The 19,151-nt window shown below is 44.4% G+C and carries 19 protein-coding genes; 5 read left to right on the forward strand and 14 right to left on the reverse strand.

The annotated features are described in order from the left end of the window. Nucleotides 1-31 precede the first annotated feature (31 nt). The 7 genes from hflX to NO992_RS09085 all read right to left on the reverse strand — a co-directional run bounded on the left by hflX (nucleotide 32) and on the right by NO992_RS09085 (nucleotide 7,841). Nucleotides 32-1,321 carry a ribosome rescue GTPase HflX gene (gene hflX, locus NO992_RS09055; RefSeq protein ID WP_010605651.1) on the reverse strand — a complete coding sequence of 430 codons (1,290 nt, stop codon included), beginning with the start codon at nucleotides 1,319-1,321 and terminating at the stop codon, nucleotides 32-34. Nucleotides 1,322-1,345: 24 nt separating this feature from the next. Then, complete coding sequence (gene hfq / locus NO992_RS09060) at nucleotides 1,346-1,609, reverse strand: RNA chaperone Hfq (protein ID WP_010377383.1); 264 nt, start codon at nucleotides 1,607-1,609, stop codon at nucleotides 1,346-1,348. 75 nt (nucleotides 1,610-1,684) lie between these two features. After that, nucleotides 1,685-2,635, reverse strand: coding sequence for a tRNA (adenosine(37)-N6)-dimethylallyltransferase MiaA (gene miaA / locus NO992_RS09065; protein WP_371376271.1), 951 nt, complete (start codon nucleotides 2,633-2,635; stop codon nucleotides 1,685-1,687). Nucleotides 2,636-2,681: 46 nt separating this feature from the next. Beyond that, nucleotides 2,682-4,547: a DNA mismatch repair endonuclease MutL gene (gene mutL, locus NO992_RS09070; protein WP_371376274.1), complete on the reverse strand. Its 1,866-nt coding sequence runs from the start codon at nucleotides 4,545-4,547 to the stop codon at nucleotides 2,682-2,684. Nucleotides 4,548-4,550: 3 nt separating this feature from the next. Next, a complete protein-coding gene (locus NO992_RS09075; protein WP_308374178.1) occupies nucleotides 4,551-5,894 on the reverse strand; it encodes an N-acetylmuramoyl-L-alanine amidase in 1,344 nt (447 codons plus the stop codon). Continuing rightward, nucleotides 5,887-6,360 carry a tRNA (adenosine(37)-N6)-threonylcarbamoyltransferase complex ATPase subunit type 1 TsaE gene (gene tsaE, locus NO992_RS09080; RefSeq protein WP_010605655.1) on the reverse strand — a complete coding sequence of 158 codons (474 nt, stop codon included), beginning with the start codon at nucleotides 6,358-6,360 and terminating at the stop codon, nucleotides 5,887-5,889. The genes NO992_RS09075 and tsaE overlap by 8 nt, the downstream gene beginning before the upstream one ends. Next, nucleotides 6,357-7,841, reverse strand: coding sequence for an NAD(P)H-hydrate dehydratase (locus NO992_RS09085; RefSeq protein ID WP_371376278.1), 1,485 nt, complete (start codon nucleotides 7,839-7,841; stop codon nucleotides 6,357-6,359). The genes tsaE and NO992_RS09085 overlap by 4 nt, the downstream gene beginning before the upstream one ends. A gap of 11 nt (nucleotides 7,842-7,852) precedes the next feature. Between NO992_RS09085 and queG the strand changes: the two genes are divergently transcribed. After that, complete coding sequence (gene queG / locus NO992_RS09090; protein ID WP_371376280.1) at nucleotides 7,853-8,986, forward strand: tRNA epoxyqueuosine(34) reductase QueG; 1,134 nt, start codon at nucleotides 7,853-7,855, stop codon at nucleotides 8,984-8,986. 66 nt (nucleotides 8,987-9,052) lie between these two features. Here queG and NO992_RS09095 read toward each other — a convergent pair whose 3' ends face one another. The 3 genes from NO992_RS09095 to NO992_RS09105 form a co-directional block, all read right to left on the reverse strand. Further along, nucleotides 9,053-10,186, reverse strand: coding sequence for a PleD family two-component system response regulator (locus tag NO992_RS09095; protein ID WP_010377372.1), 1,134 nt, complete (start codon nucleotides 10,184-10,186; stop codon nucleotides 9,053-9,055). 157 nt (nucleotides 10,187-10,343) lie between these two features. Next, nucleotides 10,344-12,311, reverse strand: coding sequence for an ATP-binding protein (locus tag NO992_RS09100; protein ID WP_371376283.1), 1,968 nt, complete (start codon nucleotides 12,309-12,311; stop codon nucleotides 10,344-10,346). A gap of 150 nt (nucleotides 12,312-12,461) precedes the next feature. Continuing rightward, entirely contained in the window at nucleotides 12,462-12,950 is a 489-nt protein-coding gene (locus NO992_RS09105) for a GNAT family N-acetyltransferase (protein WP_239979745.1), read from the reverse strand. A 67-nt stretch (nucleotides 12,951-13,017) separates the two neighbouring features. Here NO992_RS09105 and NO992_RS09110 point away from each other — a divergent pair, with 67 nt between their 5' ends. From NO992_RS09110 to NO992_RS09125, 4 genes are all read left to right on the forward strand, one after another. Further along, nucleotides 13,018-13,569 carry a glutathione peroxidase gene (locus NO992_RS09110; RefSeq protein ID WP_010377364.1) on the forward strand — a complete coding sequence of 184 codons (552 nt, stop codon included), beginning with the start codon at nucleotides 13,018-13,020 and terminating at the stop codon, nucleotides 13,567-13,569. Nucleotides 13,570-13,633: 64 nt separating this feature from the next. Further along, nucleotides 13,634-13,915, forward strand: coding sequence for a peptidylprolyl isomerase (locus NO992_RS09115; RefSeq protein ID WP_010377362.1), 282 nt, complete (start codon nucleotides 13,634-13,636; stop codon nucleotides 13,913-13,915). A gap of 100 nt (nucleotides 13,916-14,015) precedes the next feature. Continuing rightward, a complete protein-coding gene (locus NO992_RS09120; protein WP_019647242.1) occupies nucleotides 14,016-14,594 on the forward strand; it encodes a glutathione S-transferase family protein in 579 nt (192 codons plus the stop codon). An 11-nt stretch (nucleotides 14,595-14,605) separates the two neighbouring features. Continuing rightward, the gene (locus NO992_RS09125; protein WP_010605663.1) at nucleotides 14,606-14,962 is read left to right on the forward strand and encodes a DUF2750 domain-containing protein; all 357 of its coding nucleotides are present in this window, start codon (nucleotides 14,606-14,608) and stop codon (nucleotides 14,960-14,962) included. A gap of 43 nt (nucleotides 14,963-15,005) precedes the next feature. Here NO992_RS09125 and NO992_RS09130 read toward each other — a convergent pair whose 3' ends face one another. From NO992_RS09130 to NO992_RS09145, 4 genes are all read right to left on the reverse strand, one after another. Then, nucleotides 15,006-15,392 (reverse strand): VOC family protein, encoded by a 387-nt coding sequence (locus tag NO992_RS09130; RefSeq protein WP_239358673.1) that lies wholly within the window; start codon nucleotides 15,390-15,392, stop codon nucleotides 15,006-15,008. A gap of 397 nt (nucleotides 15,393-15,789) precedes the next feature. Then, entirely contained in the window at nucleotides 15,790-17,259 is a 1,470-nt protein-coding gene (gene der / locus NO992_RS09135) for a ribosome biogenesis GTPase Der (RefSeq protein WP_010377355.1), read from the reverse strand. 74 nt (nucleotides 17,260-17,333) lie between these two features. Beyond that, nucleotides 17,334-18,515, reverse strand: coding sequence for an outer membrane protein assembly factor BamB (bamB, locus tag NO992_RS09140; RefSeq protein ID WP_010377353.1), 1,182 nt, complete (start codon nucleotides 18,513-18,515; stop codon nucleotides 17,334-17,336). 9 nt (nucleotides 18,516-18,524) lie between these two features. Further along, nucleotides 18,525-19,142: a tetratricopeptide repeat protein gene (locus NO992_RS09145; RefSeq protein WP_010605666.1), complete on the reverse strand. Its 618-nt coding sequence runs from the start codon at nucleotides 19,140-19,142 to the stop codon at nucleotides 18,525-18,527. Nucleotides 19,143-19,151 lie beyond the last annotated feature (9 nt).

The following is a 19,151-nucleotide window of genomic DNA, read 5'->3' on the forward strand; positions in this document are numbered from 1 at the left end:
CATATAAAAATACGCTCGAAATTGACGATTTTTAACTACCAACGACCAAATCATTGAGATTTCGCCCGAATTCCTTATTGAGCTTTTCCCATTCGATTTTTGGCATTCTTACCGAAACAAGCCAGTTGCCTTGCTCGTCGTAGCCTTTTTCATCCACGGCATTAAGCTCAAATAGCGCACCTCGTAAACGCCCAAGCGCAGGAGGGACGGCAAGCTCAGCTGTGAAAACGGTTTTTGCCAACAACTCTTTAACGGCGTCGAATAACAACGAAATCCCTTCTCCAGAGTGGGCACTTAACCACACTCTGATCGGTTTTCCTTCATCGTCCCTATCTATTCTAGGCGCAACTTCGTCCATTAGATCAATTTTGTTGTAGACTAAAAGTTGAGGAATGTCATTGGCTTCAATTTCCTCTAGAACCAATTGTACCTGTTCTATATTTTCTTTTCTTCTCGGATCTGCAACATCGATGACATGAAGCTGTAAATCTGCCTCACGAGTCTCTGTTAAAGTCGCCTTAAATGCTGCTACCAAGTCATGAGGTAAATGACGAATAAAACCTACTGTATCTGCTAAGATAACGGGGCCAACATCATCGATTTCTATCTTTCTTAGCGTAGGATCAAGCGTTGCGAACAATTGGTCCGCAGCATATACATCCGCATCCGTAATTTTGTTAAACAGCGTCGATTTACCCGCATTGGTGTAACCTACTAGAGAAACGGTTGGGATCTCGTTACGACTACGCGCTCGACGCCCTTGCTCACGCACAACGGCAACTTTGTCCAATCGTTTACGAATACTCTTAATTCGCTCTCTTAGTAACCGTCTATCGGTTTCTAATTGGGTTTCACCAGGACCACGTAAGCCGATCCCCCCTTTTTGCCTTTCTAAGTGCGTCCATCCTCGAATTAAGCGCGTAGAGATATGCCTTAGCTGAGCAAGCTCAACCTGCAATTTACCTTCGTGGGTACGGGCTCTTTGCGCGAAAATATCTAAGATCAGCGTTGTCCTATCTAACACTCTGCACTTACAAACGCGTTCTAAATTGCGCTCTTGTGAGGGACTGAGTTGGTGGTTAAATATGATGACATCTGCGTTGTGGATGTTGACAATCTCGGCAATTTCTTCAGCTTTACCCGTTCCGACAAACAACTTTGCATGTGGTGCTTGACGGCTGCCTTGCACAACCGCCACACTACTAACACCAGCAGAAGAAACTAGCATTTCCAATTCACGTAGATCTTCGCGATCTCCTTCGTGAGGAAATTCTATATGAACCAAGACTGCCTGTTCGCCGGCTTCATAACGGTCAAACAAGCATTAAGCTCCTACTAATAAGAATTAATAATTACCTTCTTCACCTTGGTCGCCCGCTTCACTTCCGGTTGCATTTTGGAAGTTAACCGCACGAGCTGGAACCACAGTGGAGATGGCGTGTTTGTAAACCATTTGGTTTACTGTGTTTTCAAGCAAAATCACAAACTGGTCAAATGACTGGATTTTGCCTTGTAATTTAATGCCATTCACTAAAAAAATTGAGACTGGAATGCGCTCACGACGCAAGACATTCAAAAATGGGTCTTGTAAAGATTGGCCTTTTGCCATTTTCTTATCCTTCGTTTTAGGTGTTATTATGTCAGGTCGTTGATTTAATCAGAACACGCTGATTAACAACTACTATTAGCTTAGCGAAGTTAGAACACGTTGCAAGTTTTCTTGACTATCGGTGTCAAGCCAAGTCACATCTTGCCACCCCCTCAGCCAAGTTAATTGCCGCTTCGCCAGTTGTCTGGTCGCTGCGACGCCTTTGAAAACCATTTCGTTATAATCGCACTCGCCAGCTAAATACTCCCACATTTGCCGATATCCGACACAGCGAATAGAAGGCAAATCAGGGTGTAAATCTTTACGTTGATATAAGGCCAAAACTTCATTTTTAAAGCCTTCATCCAACATTATTTTAAATCTTTTCTCTATACGTTCATGTAAGACTTTTCGGTCATTTGGCGCAATAGCAAACTGATGAAACTGATACGGCAATGCATCCTGTTTGCTTTGCTGCAATTGAGTCATCGTCTTACCACTAATGCGATAAACTTCCAAAGCGCGGTTGATGCGTTGCGAATCGTTTTCGCTGATTTTAGCCGCAGCTTCTGGATCAATCTCTTTTAATTGTTGATGCAGCGCAGGCCAACCCTTTTGTTCGGCTTCGCGCTCCAATACTGCTCTTATTTCAGCATCAGCCTCTGGTAATGGCGACAGGCCTTCAATTAAGCCTTTAAAGTACATCATCGTGCCACCGACTAAAATTGGCACCTTGCCACGCTGATGAAAATCATCAATTAGTTTAATAGCATCAGCACGAAACTCAGCAACCGAATAGCTTTGTGCAGGATCAATAATATCAATTAGGTGATGTGGTGCCTGTGCTTGCTCTTGTGCGCTCGGCTTTGCCGTACCGATATCCATCCCTTTGTACACTAACGCCGAGTCTACACTGATGATTTCGGTATTTAACGCTTGGCATAACTCTATGGCCAATGCGGTTTTGCCCGCTGCTGTCGGTCCCATTAGAGTAATGACAGGTAACTTGTTCACATCTAACCTACTAATAAACTGCACTAATCTCATATTATAGCTGATAGTACATAGTAATTAATACCTACTTAGGCACGAATTACTGCGAACTTAAAAAACTGACCAACTTCTGGGCATCAATTGTAACCGCACTTTTATGAATACGAGCCAAACATGAGGCTTTTGAAAGTAATTTTTCTTTAACTAAATCAAAATGCTGGCTATCGAAATAGCTACTGGGTGTTGAGACTTCTAGCCACTGTAACCAATCTTGGAGTTCAGCATCTGAGCTTGGTTCCATCATCTGCTTAGAAATTTCACCAACATCTATGCTATAGAGCGACACTGGCAACTTTTTAACTAAAATATGGCCATCAAAAATTTCAATCGCAAACCCTAAAATTGCCAACCAAGTTTCACGCTGCTGCAATGCTTCCAGTGCGGCTTTATCTAACTTGATGCGCACGGGTAACAACAGCGCTTTGCCTTGCAATGTGCCATCTTGCTCAATTTGCATTTGCCAATATGGCATCAGCCCTTGCCTACAATCACCAAACAACAACTGATTATCTTGCTCAAGCATGACTTTGCCTTGCGGCAACAACATCCAGCTAGATTTACTGGCGGATATCGGGACGCTACTTACTTCACTTAACGGTGAAGTACCTTCTTCAATTTGATCGAAGTGCTGCATCTGTTGATGTGATAGCCCTTGATAGAGCTGATTTACATTCACCTGTTTTTTGCCACCACCTGTTGCACCGCCATAATTACTTCGACCACCACCTGAGACTGCTCTTGATGCTTCAGAACGCTCGCCAAAGATACTTGGAGCCGAATAGGTCTGTGCTTGCGTTTCGGGCTGTAAGGTTGAACGGTAACTTTGATGATAGGTTTCATCTACTTGTTCTTGGGGCGTAAATAATGGCGATGCGATATCAGGTGCTTGAGTCTCGGTCTCACTTGCACAAGGTAAATCAATTTGCTCCGTCGCGACCTGCTTTATTGCTTGTACGATAAAGTCGTGAACCAAGCGCGCTTGATGAAAGCGAACTTCGTGTTTCGCGGGATGGACATTAACGTCAACTTGTCTCGGGTCTAACTCAAGATATATGACAAAACCGGGAAGCTCTTCATGCCCGATTGATTCATCAAACGCTTGGCGAATAGCATGCAAGATGAGCTTATCTCGCATCATCCGCCCATTTACGTAAGTATATTGCGTGCCGTTGTTGACCCCCGCAGGTAACACCCAACCGAATAATCTTAGTCCCTCATGACCTGAGTCGATAAAGCTTGCTTGCTGTAAGAATGCTTTACCACCAACTTGCGCAACTCGCTCAACACCTTTTTCAATAGTGCGTGGGCGATATTGGCGAACCACCTTTTGGTTATGAGTGAGCGTGATGGCAACATCAAAACGACTCAATGCAATGCGCTTAACCAGTTCATCGATATGGCTAAATTCGGTCTTTTCGGTGCGTAAAAATTTCCTGCGCGCTGGCGTGTTGAAAAACAGATCTTTGACTTCAATGGTGGTGCCGTCAGGGTGCGCGGTAGGTTGAACCTGCACAGCCATATCTCGCCCTTCGGCGAAAGCTTGCCAAGCTGTCTCTTGAGCTTGGGGCTTAGAGCTCAGAGTCAGTCGCGATACTGAGCTGATGGATGCCAGCGCCTCGCCTCTAAAGCCAAGCGAAGCAATACACTCCAGATCATCCAAGCTTTTCAGTTTACTCGTCGCGTGGCGAGACAGCGCCAACATCAACTCGTCTTTAACAATACCAATACCGTTATCACGGATCCGAATAAGCTTGTGTCCTCCGCGCTCAATATCTATTTGAATGCGCGTCGCACCAGCATCTATACTGTTTTCCACCAGCTCTTTCACGACGGATGCTGGACGCTCCACCACCTCACCGGCAGCGATTTGGTTGGCCAACCGAGCTGGAAGTATTTCTATCGTCATCATTTACGCTTTTGGAATAGTTAAGACTTGCCCAATAAACAAGGTATTGTTTTTCAGGTTATTTGCTTTTTTCAATTCACTGACCGTAATGCCATAACGGCTAGCCAGCACACTCAATGACTCGCCACTTTTTACTTTATGCGTTACCGGCTTATTGGATTGCATACGCGCAAAGAGCGAGTTATCCGGTGGATTTTTTTCATAATAGCCCTTTATCGAACTAAAAATAGCCCGAGCTAAACGCTCTTGGTAATGCGGAGACATTAATAGTTTTTCTTCTTGAGGGTTTGAAATAAAGCCAGTTTCCACCAGAATAGAAGGTATATCTGGTGATTTTAGTACCCCAAAGTTTGCGGCTTGCGGTCTGCTTTTGTGCATTTTTGCCACTTTTTTCAGCTCTTTGACGACTTCTTCTGCGACCTGAAACCCAGTTTTCATCGAATGTTCCATCGACATATCAAGTAGCGCTTTGGCTAAATATTTTTCGTTGGCCGTATCTTTAATTAAATCGGCAGCACCACCTAATAACTGTGAGTGTTTTTCTTTGTCTTCTAGCCACTTACCTATTTCAGAATTAGCTCTGCGTAGTGATAACACCCAGACCGACGCTCCGCGTGGTTGAGGGCTGGTGAAGGCATCTGCGTGAATAGACACAAAAAAATCCGCTTTTCTTTCACGCGCTCTTGCAGTTCTCGTATTCAACTTGAGGTAATAATCGCCAGTACGAATAAGCTTTGCGCTCATCCCCGGCTGGCTATCGACTAAGCGTGCTAAACGCTTCGCGATTTGAATGGTTACGAGCTTTTCATAAGTACCTGAAGGTCCAATGGAACCCGGATCTTCACCGCCATGACCCGCATCAATGGCGATAACAATATCTCTGTCTTGCGCCAGTGTTTTTCGTGGCGTGGCAGTTTTTGTATCGTCATAAGCGCTCATCTGCTTACCATACAAATCAACGACTAGTCGGTTTTTATACGGACCGGTTGGTGCTAACGCAAAGATTTTTGGCGTAGCGCTGCGACTTAGCTCCACAACAATCCGTGCAGAATTGCTGTTCTTCGGTTTGCTGTGGCGCACCTTGTTTACAACTCGATGTTCATCCGGAACACTCGGAAAGTCTTTTTGTTGCTTGGTGTTTTCAAGGTCGATCACTAAGCGCAGAGGGTTTTTCAGCACAAAATAGCTGTAATCCGGCTTATCGCTCATATCAAAAACAATACGAGTGCTTTCTGGGGAGGGCCAAACACGCACACTTTCGATGGCGTTTTGGGCAATGCTGTGCATGCTCGTTAAGAGCATGCAGATAAAAATGAAAATATAACTAATAGTCGGCTGATTACGCATAATCTTGTAATTGTTTTAATAGTGCCTCGCCGCGGCTAGACTTGGCCTCAAGTGTAATTTGACGGCCATCACCAGCATACTGCATTGTGACGTCTATATCTGGGTTTGGAATAAAGCCTTCACCTTTTTCAGGCCACTCAACAACACAGATAGCATTACTTGCAAAGTAATCCCGGATCCCCATGTATTCGAGCTCTTCAGGCGAACCTAATCGATATAAATCAAAATGATATATTGAGACATCATCCAGTTCATAAGGTTCAACTAAGGTATAAGTTGGACTTTTTACCTTACCTGAATGACCAAGGCTTTGCACAATACCGCGAGTGAGCGTGGTTTTACCTGCGCCTAAATCACCGTGTAAAAATAGTACCGCACCTTGACGAATAACATTGGCAATTTTATTACCCATGGCAACTGTTGCTGGCTCATCAGCCAAATCGAATTTCATATGACCTGTTGTCACCCTAAAATACCTCGAATATGTTCGAATAAATCCCCGGCCAACATACCTTTTTCGCCATCATGGGCGGCCTGCTCGGCAGCTAAACCATGAATATACACGGCTAGGTTTGTTGCAGCAAATGCTTCCATCCCTTGGGCAATTAAACCGCCTATCATACCAGATAAAACGTCGCCCATCCCAGCACTCGCCATTCCTGCACAGCCTGAACGATTAATATTTATCCGCTCACCTTCAGATATCAAACTACCCGGCCCTTTTAATACCGTAACGGCGCCATATTCATGGCTAATTTTTTTAGCCACCGCGAAGCGGTCGCGCTCATTTAGCGATGTCTCTAAGTGACTCAATAATCGCCTTGCTTCACCAAGGTGAGGCGTTAACACCCAGTTTGATTTTTGCCTTGGTGCATGCGCTAAACAATTGAGCCCATCAGCATCTACAACCATCGGCAATTCAGTTGCCATCGCACAGTTAAAAAGCGCTTTGGCCCAAGCGTCTTGACCAAGCCCGGGACCAAGCACTATCACACTGGCTTTTTTCATCAGTGGCGATAACTCATTCGCACTCTCAACACCGTGTACCATTAATTCAAAGCGCCCCTGTAAGACGCTCGCGATATTATCAGGATGAGTCGCTATCGATACAAGGCCAGCCCCAGCTCGCAGAGCAGCTTCTGCTGCCAATCGAATTGCCCCAGCCATGCCACGATTACCGCCAACAAGTAACACATGACCATGGGCATTTTTATAGCTATCTAGTGCTCGCTGCGGCCTTGCTGCCATTAACGTTTCATGATTTAAGTAATTAGATGTTGGCGTTACTAGAGTTTTGAATGCTTCACCTACGTCCAAGTCGGCTAACAATAACGTTCCCACAAAACGCTTTGCCGAGCCGCTAAGTAAGCCCTGTTTTAACGCGATAAAGGTGATGGTTTTGGTAGCTAAAAATGCACTGGCCGCAACTTCTCCTGTTGTGGCATTTATACCGCTCGGTACATCAAGTGCCAACCTAGTCACCGGCAGTTTATTTATTTTGTCAAAACAAAGGCAAACATGGTCAGGCAGCTCACCTCTAAAACCGGTGCCGAATACACCATCAACCACAACCGTAAACTGACTTAACTCTACCTCGTTCAACGAGAAAACCAATGCGCCTTGATATTGAGAAAATGCCTGCTGCGCATCGCCCATTAAGCTTTCGGGTGCAAATAACGCGAATACGGTGACGGAAAACCCGACCTGCTGACATAATTGAGCAACGACAAAACCGTCTCCCGCGTTATTACCTTTACCTGTGATAACTAAGATATGGCTGGATTTTGGCTGGCTGTTTTCAATAAAGCGAAATGCAGCAGTCCCAGCTCGTTGCATTAAGGTACTTAGGTTTGTACCTGATAACTTTGCGGCTTTTGCTTCATATTGCTGCACTTGTTGGGCTGAATAAGCAAATTGTGGTAAATTGTCCGTGTATTCATTAGCCATTATTTCTTCCCGTGACGACCGATAATATCAATTATAGTGAACTTGCAGCACAAATTAAGCAATGGGGCCAAGAACTTGGCTTTGCAGAAGTCGGTATAACCGACATTGATTTACGCGATCATGAAGCGCAACTTCAGCGCTGGTTAGACGCAGGCTATCATGGTGAAATGGCGTATATGGCGGCGCATGGAATGAAGCGTGCCCGCCCCGCTGAGCTGGTTCCTGGCACTCAGCGCATTATTTCGGTGAAAATGAACTACCTGCCACCCGATGCCAGCTTTGCCAGAGCGCTTGGTAACAAAACCACCGCCTACATCTCTCGTTATGCATTAGGTCGAGACTATCATAAAGTAATGCGCAACAAGCTAAAGCAGCTCGGACAAAAGATTGAGCAAGAAGTCGGCACGTTAGGGTTTCGTCCTTTTGTCGATTCAGCCCCTGTACTAGAGCGACAAATTGCAGAAAAAGCAGGACTTGGCTGGCGTGGAAAAAACAGTCTAGTGATTAATAAGCAGGCGGGTTCTTGGTTTTTCTTGGGTGAGCTGTTTGTTGATATTCCTCTTCCCATTGATAAACCAAACCAAGAAGAAGGTTGCGGCCGTTGTACCGCCTGCCTAACTTTATGCCCCACCGGCGCCATCGTAGAACCTTATGTCGTCGATGCGAGACGCTGTATTTCTTATCTCACTATAGAGCTTCAAGGCGCTATCCCAGAGGAATTTAGGGCAAAAATGGGGAATCGGATATACGGTTGTGATGATTGCCAGTTAGTCTGCCCATGGAATCGCTATGGTCAAATAACGGAAGAAGCCGACTTTTTGCCGCGAACTCAACTTAAAGATCAGCAATTATTGAGCTTATTTGCTTGGGATGAAGCAACATTTTTGAAAAATACCGAAGGTAGCCCCATTCGCCGGATTGGACATGAACGTTGGCTGCGAAACTTAGCCGTTGGCCTTGGCAATGCACAATACGATGAAGCTATCGTTATAGCACTGGAAGATAAGCGTCAGAGTGCAACTCCCCTTGTTATCGAGCATATCGACTGGGCGTTGGAGCAACAAAGACAAAAGTCAGACCAACATGAGCGCAAAAAAGCAAGGTTGATCCGCATTATTGAAAAGGGCTTGCCACGAGACGCTTAGCGGATTTGTTGCGATAAAAAAGTCGCGCTAAAGCGCGACCTACGGCGGTATTGGAAAGTAGGGTTGCTATTCTGAGCGTCGCGAGAGTAGTTTTAAGTCTTCTTCAATATCATGGAAAGCGGTTTTCACTTCTCGCACACTTTCTTCCCGTGCGACTGAGCTTTGAATCGCTTTATCGACGTTTTGATAGATAAACATCTCCTGATCTTCGTCTAGGCCCATTGTCGGAATGCGCTCTTCAAATAACTCTTGTAATGAACGGAACACTTTTTCGTTTTCTTGACGATTTCTATCAAGCAGCGACACCATGCTATTAAACTTACCTTGCACCATTTTTATCGCTTCTTCCAGGTCCTCGTGTTGCTGTACCAGCTTACGTTTAGTGGAAATAGCAATTAACTGTTGCTCCGTTACACTGGCAATAAAGCAAATATGATCCCGCAATCTACCGTGTTTATCTGGATCGTCTCCCGGCATATTGAGGATCAAAATACTCAAAAATGGATAGTTAACCAATATGCGGTTAGTAAATTCATGTAATCGCCCTTTGGTGTGTAAGATCTCAAATAACTCAATGACGATAGGTGAGCAAATTCCGGTAGTTGCAAAGTGATGCTTTTGTCCCTCGAGTCGAACCTCAACATTACAATTAAGTCCCAGTCCCTTCAAACATTGACATAAAGCTTCCGCCAGTCGTGGGATTGTTTCTATTTCACCGATTTGCTCGATGTAGGTAACGATTTGCCCCATTTCACTGCTATTAGCCATGGCGCTAAATGCTGTGGAGGTTGCATCTTCAATTTGCTGAGCCAGAATATCTTTTTCTAGTAGCATTTGATTCAAGTGCGTGAGTTTGGCTTTTAGTTCACCTTGGCCAAATGGCTTAACAATATAATCTTCAGCTCCCATTGAGTAGCCTTCCATGCGCTCTTCAACAGAGCCCCTTGCCGACACAAACATAACGATAATATGCTGTGTGTTTGGATTGGCTTTAATCGCCTTACATACCTCATAACCGCTCATTTTTGGCATGCTTACATCAAGTAAAATAACTTGAGGGTCAAAGTCTTCGACTACAGCTAGACATTCATGACCGCTTTCAACGGTTTTTAGCTCAAAGTCTAAGTCTTCTAAAATCTCTTCAATGATTTCTAGATTAAATGGTTCGTCGTCAACTGCTAAGATTCTGCGTAAAGCCATAAATGAATATCCTTCGTCGATTCACAATGGGAAAGGCACTGTGGGGAAAATACGGTAACTTAAGACCAGTGCTTCAACAGCTCCCAATCAGATTGTATTAGTACAAGCTCTATCATTATTTATAGACGCTTACTCAACGCCTTTCCAATTACCACAATTACACCGCATTACTTTCAAGGTGCTCTGTTAACGGCAGGCTCACATTGATACATGCTCCGCCCTCCGGATTATTCTCGGCGTAAATCTGCCCTTTATGCAGTAAAATAAATTCCTTACAAATAGCAAGACCTAAACCCGTGCCGCCAGCACCACTGTCTGTTTTACTGCTTTGCACAAACTTGGCAAAGATCTGTTCCAATTCGTCATCCGGAATACCAACCCCTTGATCGGCAATCTTGATATGAATATCTTGATCTTTACAGCTTAACAGTACACTCACCTCACTACCTTCCGGGCTAAACTTGAGCGCATTACCCAATAAGTTTCTGATCACTTGATTCATTTGCTCCGGATCGCAAAAGGTCATCACGCCTTGAGCGGGCTTTTCAAAACGAATTTTTATCTTTTTCTCAAGCGCAGTGCCGGACACATCTTCAATGCCGCTTTGGATCACATTAATCAAATTATGGAAACTTGGATTAAATGGAAAACGTCCCGCATCTAGTTTTGATAAATCAAGCAAGTTATTAAGAAGCACCAATAGGCGCTCACCGCTGGTTTCGATACGAGATAAATATTTTTTGAGTTTATCTGTAGGTACTTCAGGAGCCGTGAGTTTATCTAAACCGAAACGTGCAAAACTTAATATAGAGTGCATTGGTGTGCGCAATTCATGGGACATATTGGCTAAGAATTCAGATTTCGAGAGGTTGGCCGCTTCCGCCGCTTCTTTGGCTTTTTGTAACTGTGCCGTTCGAGCTTGCACTTCAAACTCTAGCAACTCTTTGGTTTCTTCTAATACTTCTTGCTGCTCTTTAAGCTTTGAGACATTTTTAAAAATGACCGCAAATGCCATATCGCCGTGATGATCGATTTCATTAAACGTTCCCATCAAAGGAATGCTGCGCTCACCCGCTTTTGGCAGACTCAGCTCACAGTTAAAATGCTTTAACATACCAACATGCTTCATCAAATCGCGTAATTGCGACACGGATATTTCATCAAATAGCTCAAAAATAGAGAGTGGCTGTAGTTCTTCTTCCGTCAGTTCAAACAATTCGCAACACGCGTCATTTGCTTCAATAATATGGCCTTGACGGTTGAACAGCATAATCGGATCCGGGGTATGTTTATAAATCACACGCAACAGACTATCGCGTTCAATTAAGGCATCGACCGTATCCTGTAGGCGCTCAACCAACTCTTGGTTATGGCGTCTTAAGAGCTCTGTTTGCCATAATTTATGTAGGCTTTGTAATAAATCGCTCTCATCAAACGGCTTAATCAGAATGTCTTCAACCCCTTGACGCACGGCTTCTAACATATCCACTTGATTAACCCGAGAAGTCATCAATAAGCAGCGGCAATTGTGGTGCACTTGACGAACTTTATTAAACACATCTAAGCCTGTGTCTTTTTCTAGATTAAAGTCACAAATAAGGAGATCAACAGGGTGTCGCTCGGCAACTTGCATCGCTTCATCAAGCGTCGTCGCGGTCGTCACCGCAAGCTGTGCTCCGCGTAGACCGTTAGCTAAGGTCTCTAGGCGAGGCGTATGATGGTCAACCAGCAACACTTTGGGCAGCACTAAGGTATTAGTAGAACCAATTTCCAGTAAGCGCTCAAGTAAGCCAGTAATATCTTTATTGGCAAAGAAAGGATAGATCACAATGCCATTTGGCAAGGCCCGGTTGATTTCACTGAAAGATTTTAAGTGCTCGGCATTATCGGGTTTAGGTGCCAGCAACACTAACTTATCATGATTCCTCAGTTGATATAACGCTTGGAGCTTACTGGCGGGCACCCCATGAGCAATAACAACAACATCAAACTTATCAAAATCGAGATTTGCTTCCAGACTCCGGTAATGCACATGCTCTACCTCACCACCGAGTAACTCAAATAATACCTTTACTCGCATCGCTTGCACACTGCTGCTGTCAATAATCAGCACTCGATTCGTCATAACCAGATCCTTTACCGATAATTCTGAGATCCAGTTTAGTAGAAGAATCACAAGACGCTAAAAAATAGCACTATTTTGATATGTTTGACGCCGCGGTCTAATTCACGCAACGAAAAAAATTCAAACAGCAAAGACCAACGGCGTATAAAGCTATGCGAGAGATTTGCCCAAAATCGTCAAGCTATAGTGATTACCATCCATGACCGCGACATTAGGTAATTCTCCCCACTTTTTATAACCGTGTTTTTCAAACAAGCGGATACTGGGGAGATTATGAGAAAAAATAAAGCCAAGTAACGTCGTAATAAACAGAGTTGGCGCTTGCTGCTCTGCAAAATCCATGAGTTTACTACCTAACCCTTGGCCTTGTGCCGCTTTTGCAAGATAGATACTCACCTCAGCCGTACCATCGTAGGCAGGACGTCCATAAAAGCTGCTAAAGCTTATCCATGCAACCACCTCATCCGCCTGCTCTACCACATAAATTGGGCGATTTTGCGTATGTGCGGCGAACCAACTTTGCTTTTGTGCTACGCTTACGGGCTCCGTATCCGCTGTGACTTGGCGGCTCGGTATCGTTTCGTTGTAAATGGCAACAATGGCGCAAAGGTCATGCGGTTTAGCGAGTCTAATATTCATGAAAGCTGATCAAGGTAACGAATATTTTCGTATCATAAGAGATAACATAAATAAAAGGAAAGCACTGATGATAAAAAGTCTTTCGATTCTGAGCTTAGCGCTTGGTTTCCTAATCTCGAGTAACACGTATGCAAAGACATCCAGCTGTGATGATTTTACCAATGTTGAGCTGCGAAAACTGCGTTCTGATGACTCACTTAATCTATGTGAATTTAAAGACAAACCGCTTCTCATCGTAAATACAGCCAGCAACTGTGGATTTACCGGACAGTTTGAAGGGCTTGAGCAACTACATCAAAAATATCAAGATAAAGGTCTTGTTGTTCTTGGTTTTCCCTCTGATGACTTTTTTCAAGAAGAAGACGACGAAAAGGAAACTGCAAAAGTATGCTTTATCAACTACGGTGTAACCTTCAATATGTTTGCGACATCGGAAGTTAGAGGCTCGGATGCCAACCCCATTTTCCAACATTTGAATGAAGTAACAAGTTCTCCAAATTGGAATTTTTACAAATACTTAGTGTCAGCTGATCGGAAGACAATCAAGCGCTTTAACAGCCGCACTAAACCTATGTCTGACGAACTCACTAGCGAAATTGAAAAACTCTTGCCTAGATAAGCTGATTTTTTAACGTACCTAGATTAGAATAAAGTATGAATAATAAATAATCATCGGAGAAATTATGGCAATCGCTAGTGCAAGACACATCCTAGTAGATAGTGAAGCGCAATGCATGGAGCTCAAAGAACGCATTGCAGCAGGGGAAGATTTCGCAGAAATCGCAAAGCAGTACTCCAATTGCCCGTCGGGCCAAGATGGTGGTGCGCTAGGTGAGTTCGGACCAGGCATGATGGTGCCTGAATTCGATAAAGTGGTTTTTTCAGCCCCAATCAATCAAGTACAAGGGCCAGTGCAAACGCAGTTTGGTTTTCACTTGCTTGAGGTAACCAGTCGTAGCGATTAATTCGCTTGCGAAAAGTTAATCACTTCGCCATCATTCCTTAATACCAGCTAGCTACATTTACTGAATGAGCGAAAAGATACTTAGTTGAAGGAATGATGGCATGAAACTTATCGGTTCGAACACCAGTCCATACGCCCGTCGAATTAGAATGTGGGCCGCGGCTAAACAGCTCCCAATGAGCTACCAGCATATAGATATATTTTCCGAAGCAGGCCATGACGAACTTATTCGCCATAATCCTGCCCGTAAGATCCCATTTTTAATAGACGATGCACAACTTATTTGTGACTCCAATCTGATTGTTCGCTATCTCCGTGAAAAACATCAACTTCCATTTCCCAGTTGGGATCAAGAAAATTGGCTGATCCTTATCAATGCCTGTAATGATTCTTTGGTGGAACTGTTACTTAGCAAGCGCTCAGGTTTTGATATTGAACAAGATAAACTATTTTTTAATCTACAGCGGGAACGAATTGGTCATACCCTGCACTATCTCAATGAAGAGTGTGTGACAGAAGAGTTTTTACACTGTGATTATCTCCAAATCAGTTTATACTGCCTTATTGATTGGGTTCTATTTAGAGAGCTCGTCGACCTGAGCGATTACACCAACCTAATGGCATTTCATGGCCGTTGGCAAAGCCAAGCAATCGCCCAGCAAACTGATCCACGAAATTGAGAACACCTATGATGAATGAAGAAGAAATTGGCTCAGAAGTCAGTGAGTTTATTGAGCAAGTAAAAAATACTGAAAGCGTTTGGGCACTTAGCTCTGATGACGGCGGTATGGTTGTGGTTGACTCAAACCAGTTTGACGAGACTGATGTGTTATTGCTTTGGGATAGTGAAGAAAAAGCGCAAGCTCAATGTCGCGACGAGTGGAGTGAATTCTCGCCAATGAGTATTGATGTTGAAAGTTTTCTTGACGAATGGGTACTCGACCTAAAAGAAGATGATGCACTCGTTGGTCTAAACTGGAATGATGACAACGTTTGTGTTGAAATCGAGCCCGTTGGTCTTGCTAGACTACTTGTCGATATCGAATAAAAGCACACCGCATCAAAGTGGCGCTCATCCTTTGTGAGTGCCGCTATTCCCCCGGCTTTGACACCAAAGCAATTAAAGTCCCTTCAATGGCTCTTACATAAGCTTGTGTTACTCTGCCCTTTTGGTTTGGTGGGCTTAATGGCTCAGCCCCAGCGGCTACCGCCTTATCATAGCATTCAGGGACATTTTCACAGCTGATGGTAATTTCAAAACCAAGTGCAGGCTGTTTAGGATGGCAACGAATATAGTCTTGCCTAAATTGTGATTGAGCTAACGGGTGGCTGGCAAAGGCGAGTTTCACTTCACCTGTGTCTAACTCACCATAATCCCCTTCATCTGTCATATCAAAAGTGCTCAAGCCAAATGCTTGATAGTAAAAATCCAGCACTTCCTCAACACTTTCTACATAAATCACCGTTTTGGCAAACACCTAAGCCCCACTATCAATAAACCTAATGTAACTTAACCTGAGTTTTGGGTAAGAAATGAGCTAACTCTTTATTTTTCAAGCTTGTCTAAACCATATACTTGTCCAGCCAGAGAGTTTTAGGGATAACTAGGCGGATTTACGCACCAATAGCTGGCTATTGGAAGTAAATTCAACAAAGTTAGCGCTGAAACTAGCTGCTAGAAAGGCATTAATTATCCGAAGCTCAGGTTATATATAACTTAAGCACAAATGTTGGGCAAGGTAAAACAAAGTAAGAGCGTTCAGGGGTTAAATATAGTCGGTGGTGTAAACAGAAGTTGGTTGGATAGGTGTGGAACTTATGTTTAGCTCGACACACTAACCAAATGGTGTCGAGCTAAAATTCTCGCAAAAAGCCTTACGACTTATTGCGGTTTTCTTTTGCGAATGCGCGAAGCTTACGCTTTTGCGATAGCGTCATTTTGTTTGAACGACCAGCGTAAGGGTTATCCCCTTCACGGAATTCAATCTTAATCGGCGTACCCATTACGTTAAGCGCTTTACGATAGTAGTTCATCAAATAGCGCTTATAGCTATCTGGCAGTTCGTGCACCATATTACCGTGGATAACAATACGCGGCGGGTTATAACCACCTGCGTGTGCGTACTTAAGCTTCACACGGCGTCCACGAACTAGTGGTGGCTGGTGATCCGCCTGAGCCATATCCATAATACGACGTAACATTGCTGTACTTACTCGCTTAGTCGCTGACTCATAAGCTTCGTCAATCGACTCAAACAAGTGACCAACACCTGTACCATGTAATGCGCTGATAAAGTGCAGACGAGCAAAATCAACAAAGCCCAGTCGTCTGTCTAGCTCAGTTTTGATACGCTCTTTGACATAATCATCAAGACCATCCCATTTGTTTACCGCAATAACCAACGAGCGACCCGCATTTAGCGCAAAACCAAGTAGGCTCAAGTCTTGATCTGAGATCCCCTCGCGCGCGTCTACAACGAGCAATACCACATTGGCATCTTCAATCGCTTGCAGTGTTTTGATAACCGAGAATTTCTCTACGACATCGCTGACTTTCTTACGCTTACGTACACCGGCGGTGTCGATTAACACGTACTCTTTATCATTGCGCGTCATCGGAATGTAAATTGAGTCACGCGTCGTACCCGGCATATCGTAAACGATAACGCGGTCTTCACCTAAAATACGGTTAGTTAGTGTTGACTTACCTACATTTGGACGACCGATAATCGCAAGTTTAACAGGCTTGTCTTCAAAACCTGTTTTGCCGTCTTCGGCTTCTTCACCTTCAAGGTAAAGCTCAGCGATATCTTCATCGTCATTCTCAAGCTCTTCATCTTGAGCCGTAAGCTCAGCGATAATCGGTTGTAGCGTCAACTCTAATAATTGAGTAACACCACGACCGTGCGCGGCGGCGATCTGTTGAACGTCACCGAGCGCTAGCTGGTAAAACTCAGCACAGTTGGAGTCAGCGTCAATGCCATCCGTTTTATTGGCGACAACAAAGCAGTTTTTCTGTTGTTTACGAAGGTGCTGCGCGATAGCTTGATCAGCAACCGTCATACCTGCGCGCGCATCCACCAAAAATAGCACAATATCCGCTTCTTCAATTGCAAGCAGCGACTGCTCGGCCATTTCAGTTTCAATGCCTTCTTCAGAGCCATCGATACCACCCGTGTCTACCACAATAAACTCGTAGCCTTCATAGTTTGCTTGGCCGTATTTACGGTCGCGAGTCAGACCCGGAAAGTCAGCAACTAACGCGTCACGAGTACGTGTTAAACGATTAAACAGTGTGGATTTACCCACATTAGGTCGCCCAACCAGAGCGATCACAGGAAGCATAGACTACCTCTTTTAAAAACAACAAAAGGCTTCGCAAAAGCGAAGCCCCATAAAATATCCAAAAATTCAGAAAGTTACTGCGGAATTTGAACTGCGCTAAGCTCACCATCACGCGTGTAAACAAATACTTTGCCATCAACCACAATCGGTTCGACGAAAAAACCTGAACTATCAAACTCAGTACGCGATACCAACTCACCAGAGCTCTTATCTAGCCAGTGTAAGTTACCTTCCTGATCGCCAACCACTACGTAGTTGCCAGCAACCGTTGGAGCGGTTAAATACCAACCGCGCAGAGCTGGTTGTGTCCAACGTTCAATACCTGAGTTTTTGTCTAGTGCGTACAACACGCCATCGCTATCAACCAAATAGATTACGTCAAGATCAAGTGTGAGGTCTCGGTAACTACTGTACTCACGATCCCACACCACATTACCGCTGCGCACATCAATGGCGACTAGTTTACCATTATAGGCGATAGAATACACATATGCGCCGCTTACAACGGGTTTAGTATCGACATCCACCAAACGTTCAAACTCAGAAGCCCCTTTTGCAATTGCAACATCCGAGCTCCATGCGGTAAAACCGTTTTCAGCGATAAGCGCTGTTAATTTACCACTTTCTTCGCCAACCAATACGCCACCATTCGCGCTGGTCGGTGAGCTTAGGCCTCGTAATGTCAGCGCAGGGACTTCTTGCTCATAGTGCCAACGCTCTTCACCTGTATCTGGGTGTAGCGCAACCAGCTTGCCTGAACCTAAGTTAACGTAAAGAAGACCATCGCCTGCAGCTGGCGCAGAAAGCGCTTCACCCGGTACCGACTTACGCCATACTATTTCGCCGGTTTCACGGTCAAGCGCAAAAACCTGTCCGTGCTCAGAGCCAACATACAGTTTGCCATAAGCTTGTGTGATCCCGCCTGACAGCTTCGCACTGTCATTGTCTTCCCATGGCCAAAAGTTCTTATTCTCACGAACATCAACTCGCCACTTTTCTTTACCTGTTTCAGTATCAAACGCTGTCACTATACCTTCACGGGCAGCGGCAAAAACAGTGTTCTGGTAGCTTACAGGAGATAAGCGCGAAAAGTAGTGCTCAACCCCGTCACCAATCCCTTCTTGCCAAACAACAGTGGCGTCGAATTGATTGTTGATCTCAGGGAGTTTTAACTCTTCTTCATCATCACTAGAAGAACAACCAGCGGTGAGTGCTGCAACACATAAAGCCAATGAGGCCATCGTTAACTTCTTCATGGCAACTCCTTAAACCGTTGTCTTTTGTGCAAGATCATCCAGTTTAATTTGCAGCATAGGGTTGCTATTGCCTTCCGCTGCTTCTAATGCCGATTGATAAGCACTACGTGCTTTATCTTTATCGCCTTGAGCAAGGTAAATATCACCTTGGATCTCAGCAAGCTGTGCCTTAAACGCTTCTGGCATAGGCTTAGCCAGTGTTGCAAGTGCTTGTTCGTATTGAGACTGAGACGCTTGTACACGTGCAAGTCTTAATAAAGCCGTTGCTTTTAGCTCAGCGTTGGCAACATTGTCAGCCGCCCAAGTTAGCTTCTCGGCAGCTAGCTTAAGATCGTCTTTGTCAATTGCCTCTTTAGCAGCAACGAAAGCCGCTAACACGGCGTAGTTAGAATCTGCATTTGCAGCAACAAAGGCGTCGCTTTTTGCTAGTACATCGTCACTTTCAACAACCTGAGTGTATGCTTCTGATGCTGCTTCTGCGCTATCGATCTGGCTTTGGTTATACGCTTTCCAGCCATACAGACCACCCAAACCAAGCACGGCACCGACCACAATTGTTGTACCATTTTCACGGAAAAATCGTTTTATTGCTTCTGCTTGTTGTTCTTCTGTTGAATAAATTTCCATTCTAACCTC

It is taken from the genome of Pseudoalteromonas sp. DY56-GL79 (assembly GCF_041414765.1).
GTDB classification, from domain to species: domain Bacteria; phylum Pseudomonadota; class Gammaproteobacteria; order Enterobacterales; family Alteromonadaceae; genus Pseudoalteromonas; species Pseudoalteromonas piscicida.

Coding starts and splice junctions, on each gene's coding strand:
- mutL (WP_371376274.1), bottom strand. CDS start 4,547: ATGACGATAGAAATACTTCCAGCTCGGTTGGCCAACCAAATCGCTGCC.
- NO992_RS09110 (WP_010377364.1), top strand. CDS start 13,018: ATGATAAAAAGTCTTTCGATTCTGAGCTTAGCGCTTGGTTTCCTAATC.
- hfq (WP_010377383.1), bottom strand. CDS start 1,609: ATGGCAAAAGGCCAATCTTTACAAGACCCATTTTTGAATGTCTTGCGT.
- NO992_RS09145 (WP_010605666.1), bottom strand. CDS start 19,142: ATGGAAATTTATTCAACAGAAGAACAACAAGCAGAAGCAATAAAACGA.
- bamB (WP_010377353.1), bottom strand. CDS start 18,515: ATGAAGAAGTTAACGATGGCCTCATTGGCTTTATGTGTTGCAGCACTC.
- NO992_RS09075 (WP_308374178.1), bottom strand. CDS start 5,894: ATGCGTAATCAGCCGACTATTAGTTATATTTTCATTTTTATCTGCATG.
- NO992_RS09125 (WP_010605663.1), top strand. CDS start 14,606: ATGAATGAAGAAGAAATTGGCTCAGAAGTCAGTGAGTTTATTGAGCAA.
- NO992_RS09105 (WP_239979745.1), bottom strand. CDS start 12,950: ATGAATATTAGACTCGCTAAACCGCATGACCTTTGCGCCATTGTTGCC.
- NO992_RS09120 (WP_019647242.1), top strand. CDS start 14,016: ATGAAACTTATCGGTTCGAACACCAGTCCATACGCCCGTCGAATTAGA.
- NO992_RS09085 (WP_371376278.1), bottom strand. CDS start 7,841: ATGGCTAATGAATACACGGACAATTTACCACAATTTGCTTATTCAGCC.
- miaA (WP_371376271.1), bottom strand. CDS start 2,635: ATGAGATTAGTGCAGTTTATTAGTAGGTTAGATGTGAACAAGTTACCT.
- NO992_RS09115 (WP_010377362.1), top strand. CDS start 13,634: ATGGCAATCGCTAGTGCAAGACACATCCTAGTAGATAGTGAAGCGCAA.
- NO992_RS09095 (WP_010377372.1), bottom strand. CDS start 10,186: ATGGCTTTACGCAGAATCTTAGCAGTTGACGACGAACCATTTAATCTA.
- der (WP_010377355.1), bottom strand. CDS start 17,259: ATGCTTCCTGTGATCGCTCTGGTTGGGCGACCTAATGTGGGTAAATCC.
- NO992_RS09100 (WP_371376283.1), bottom strand. CDS start 12,311: ATGACGAATCGAGTGCTGATTATTGACAGCAGCAGTGTGCAAGCGATG.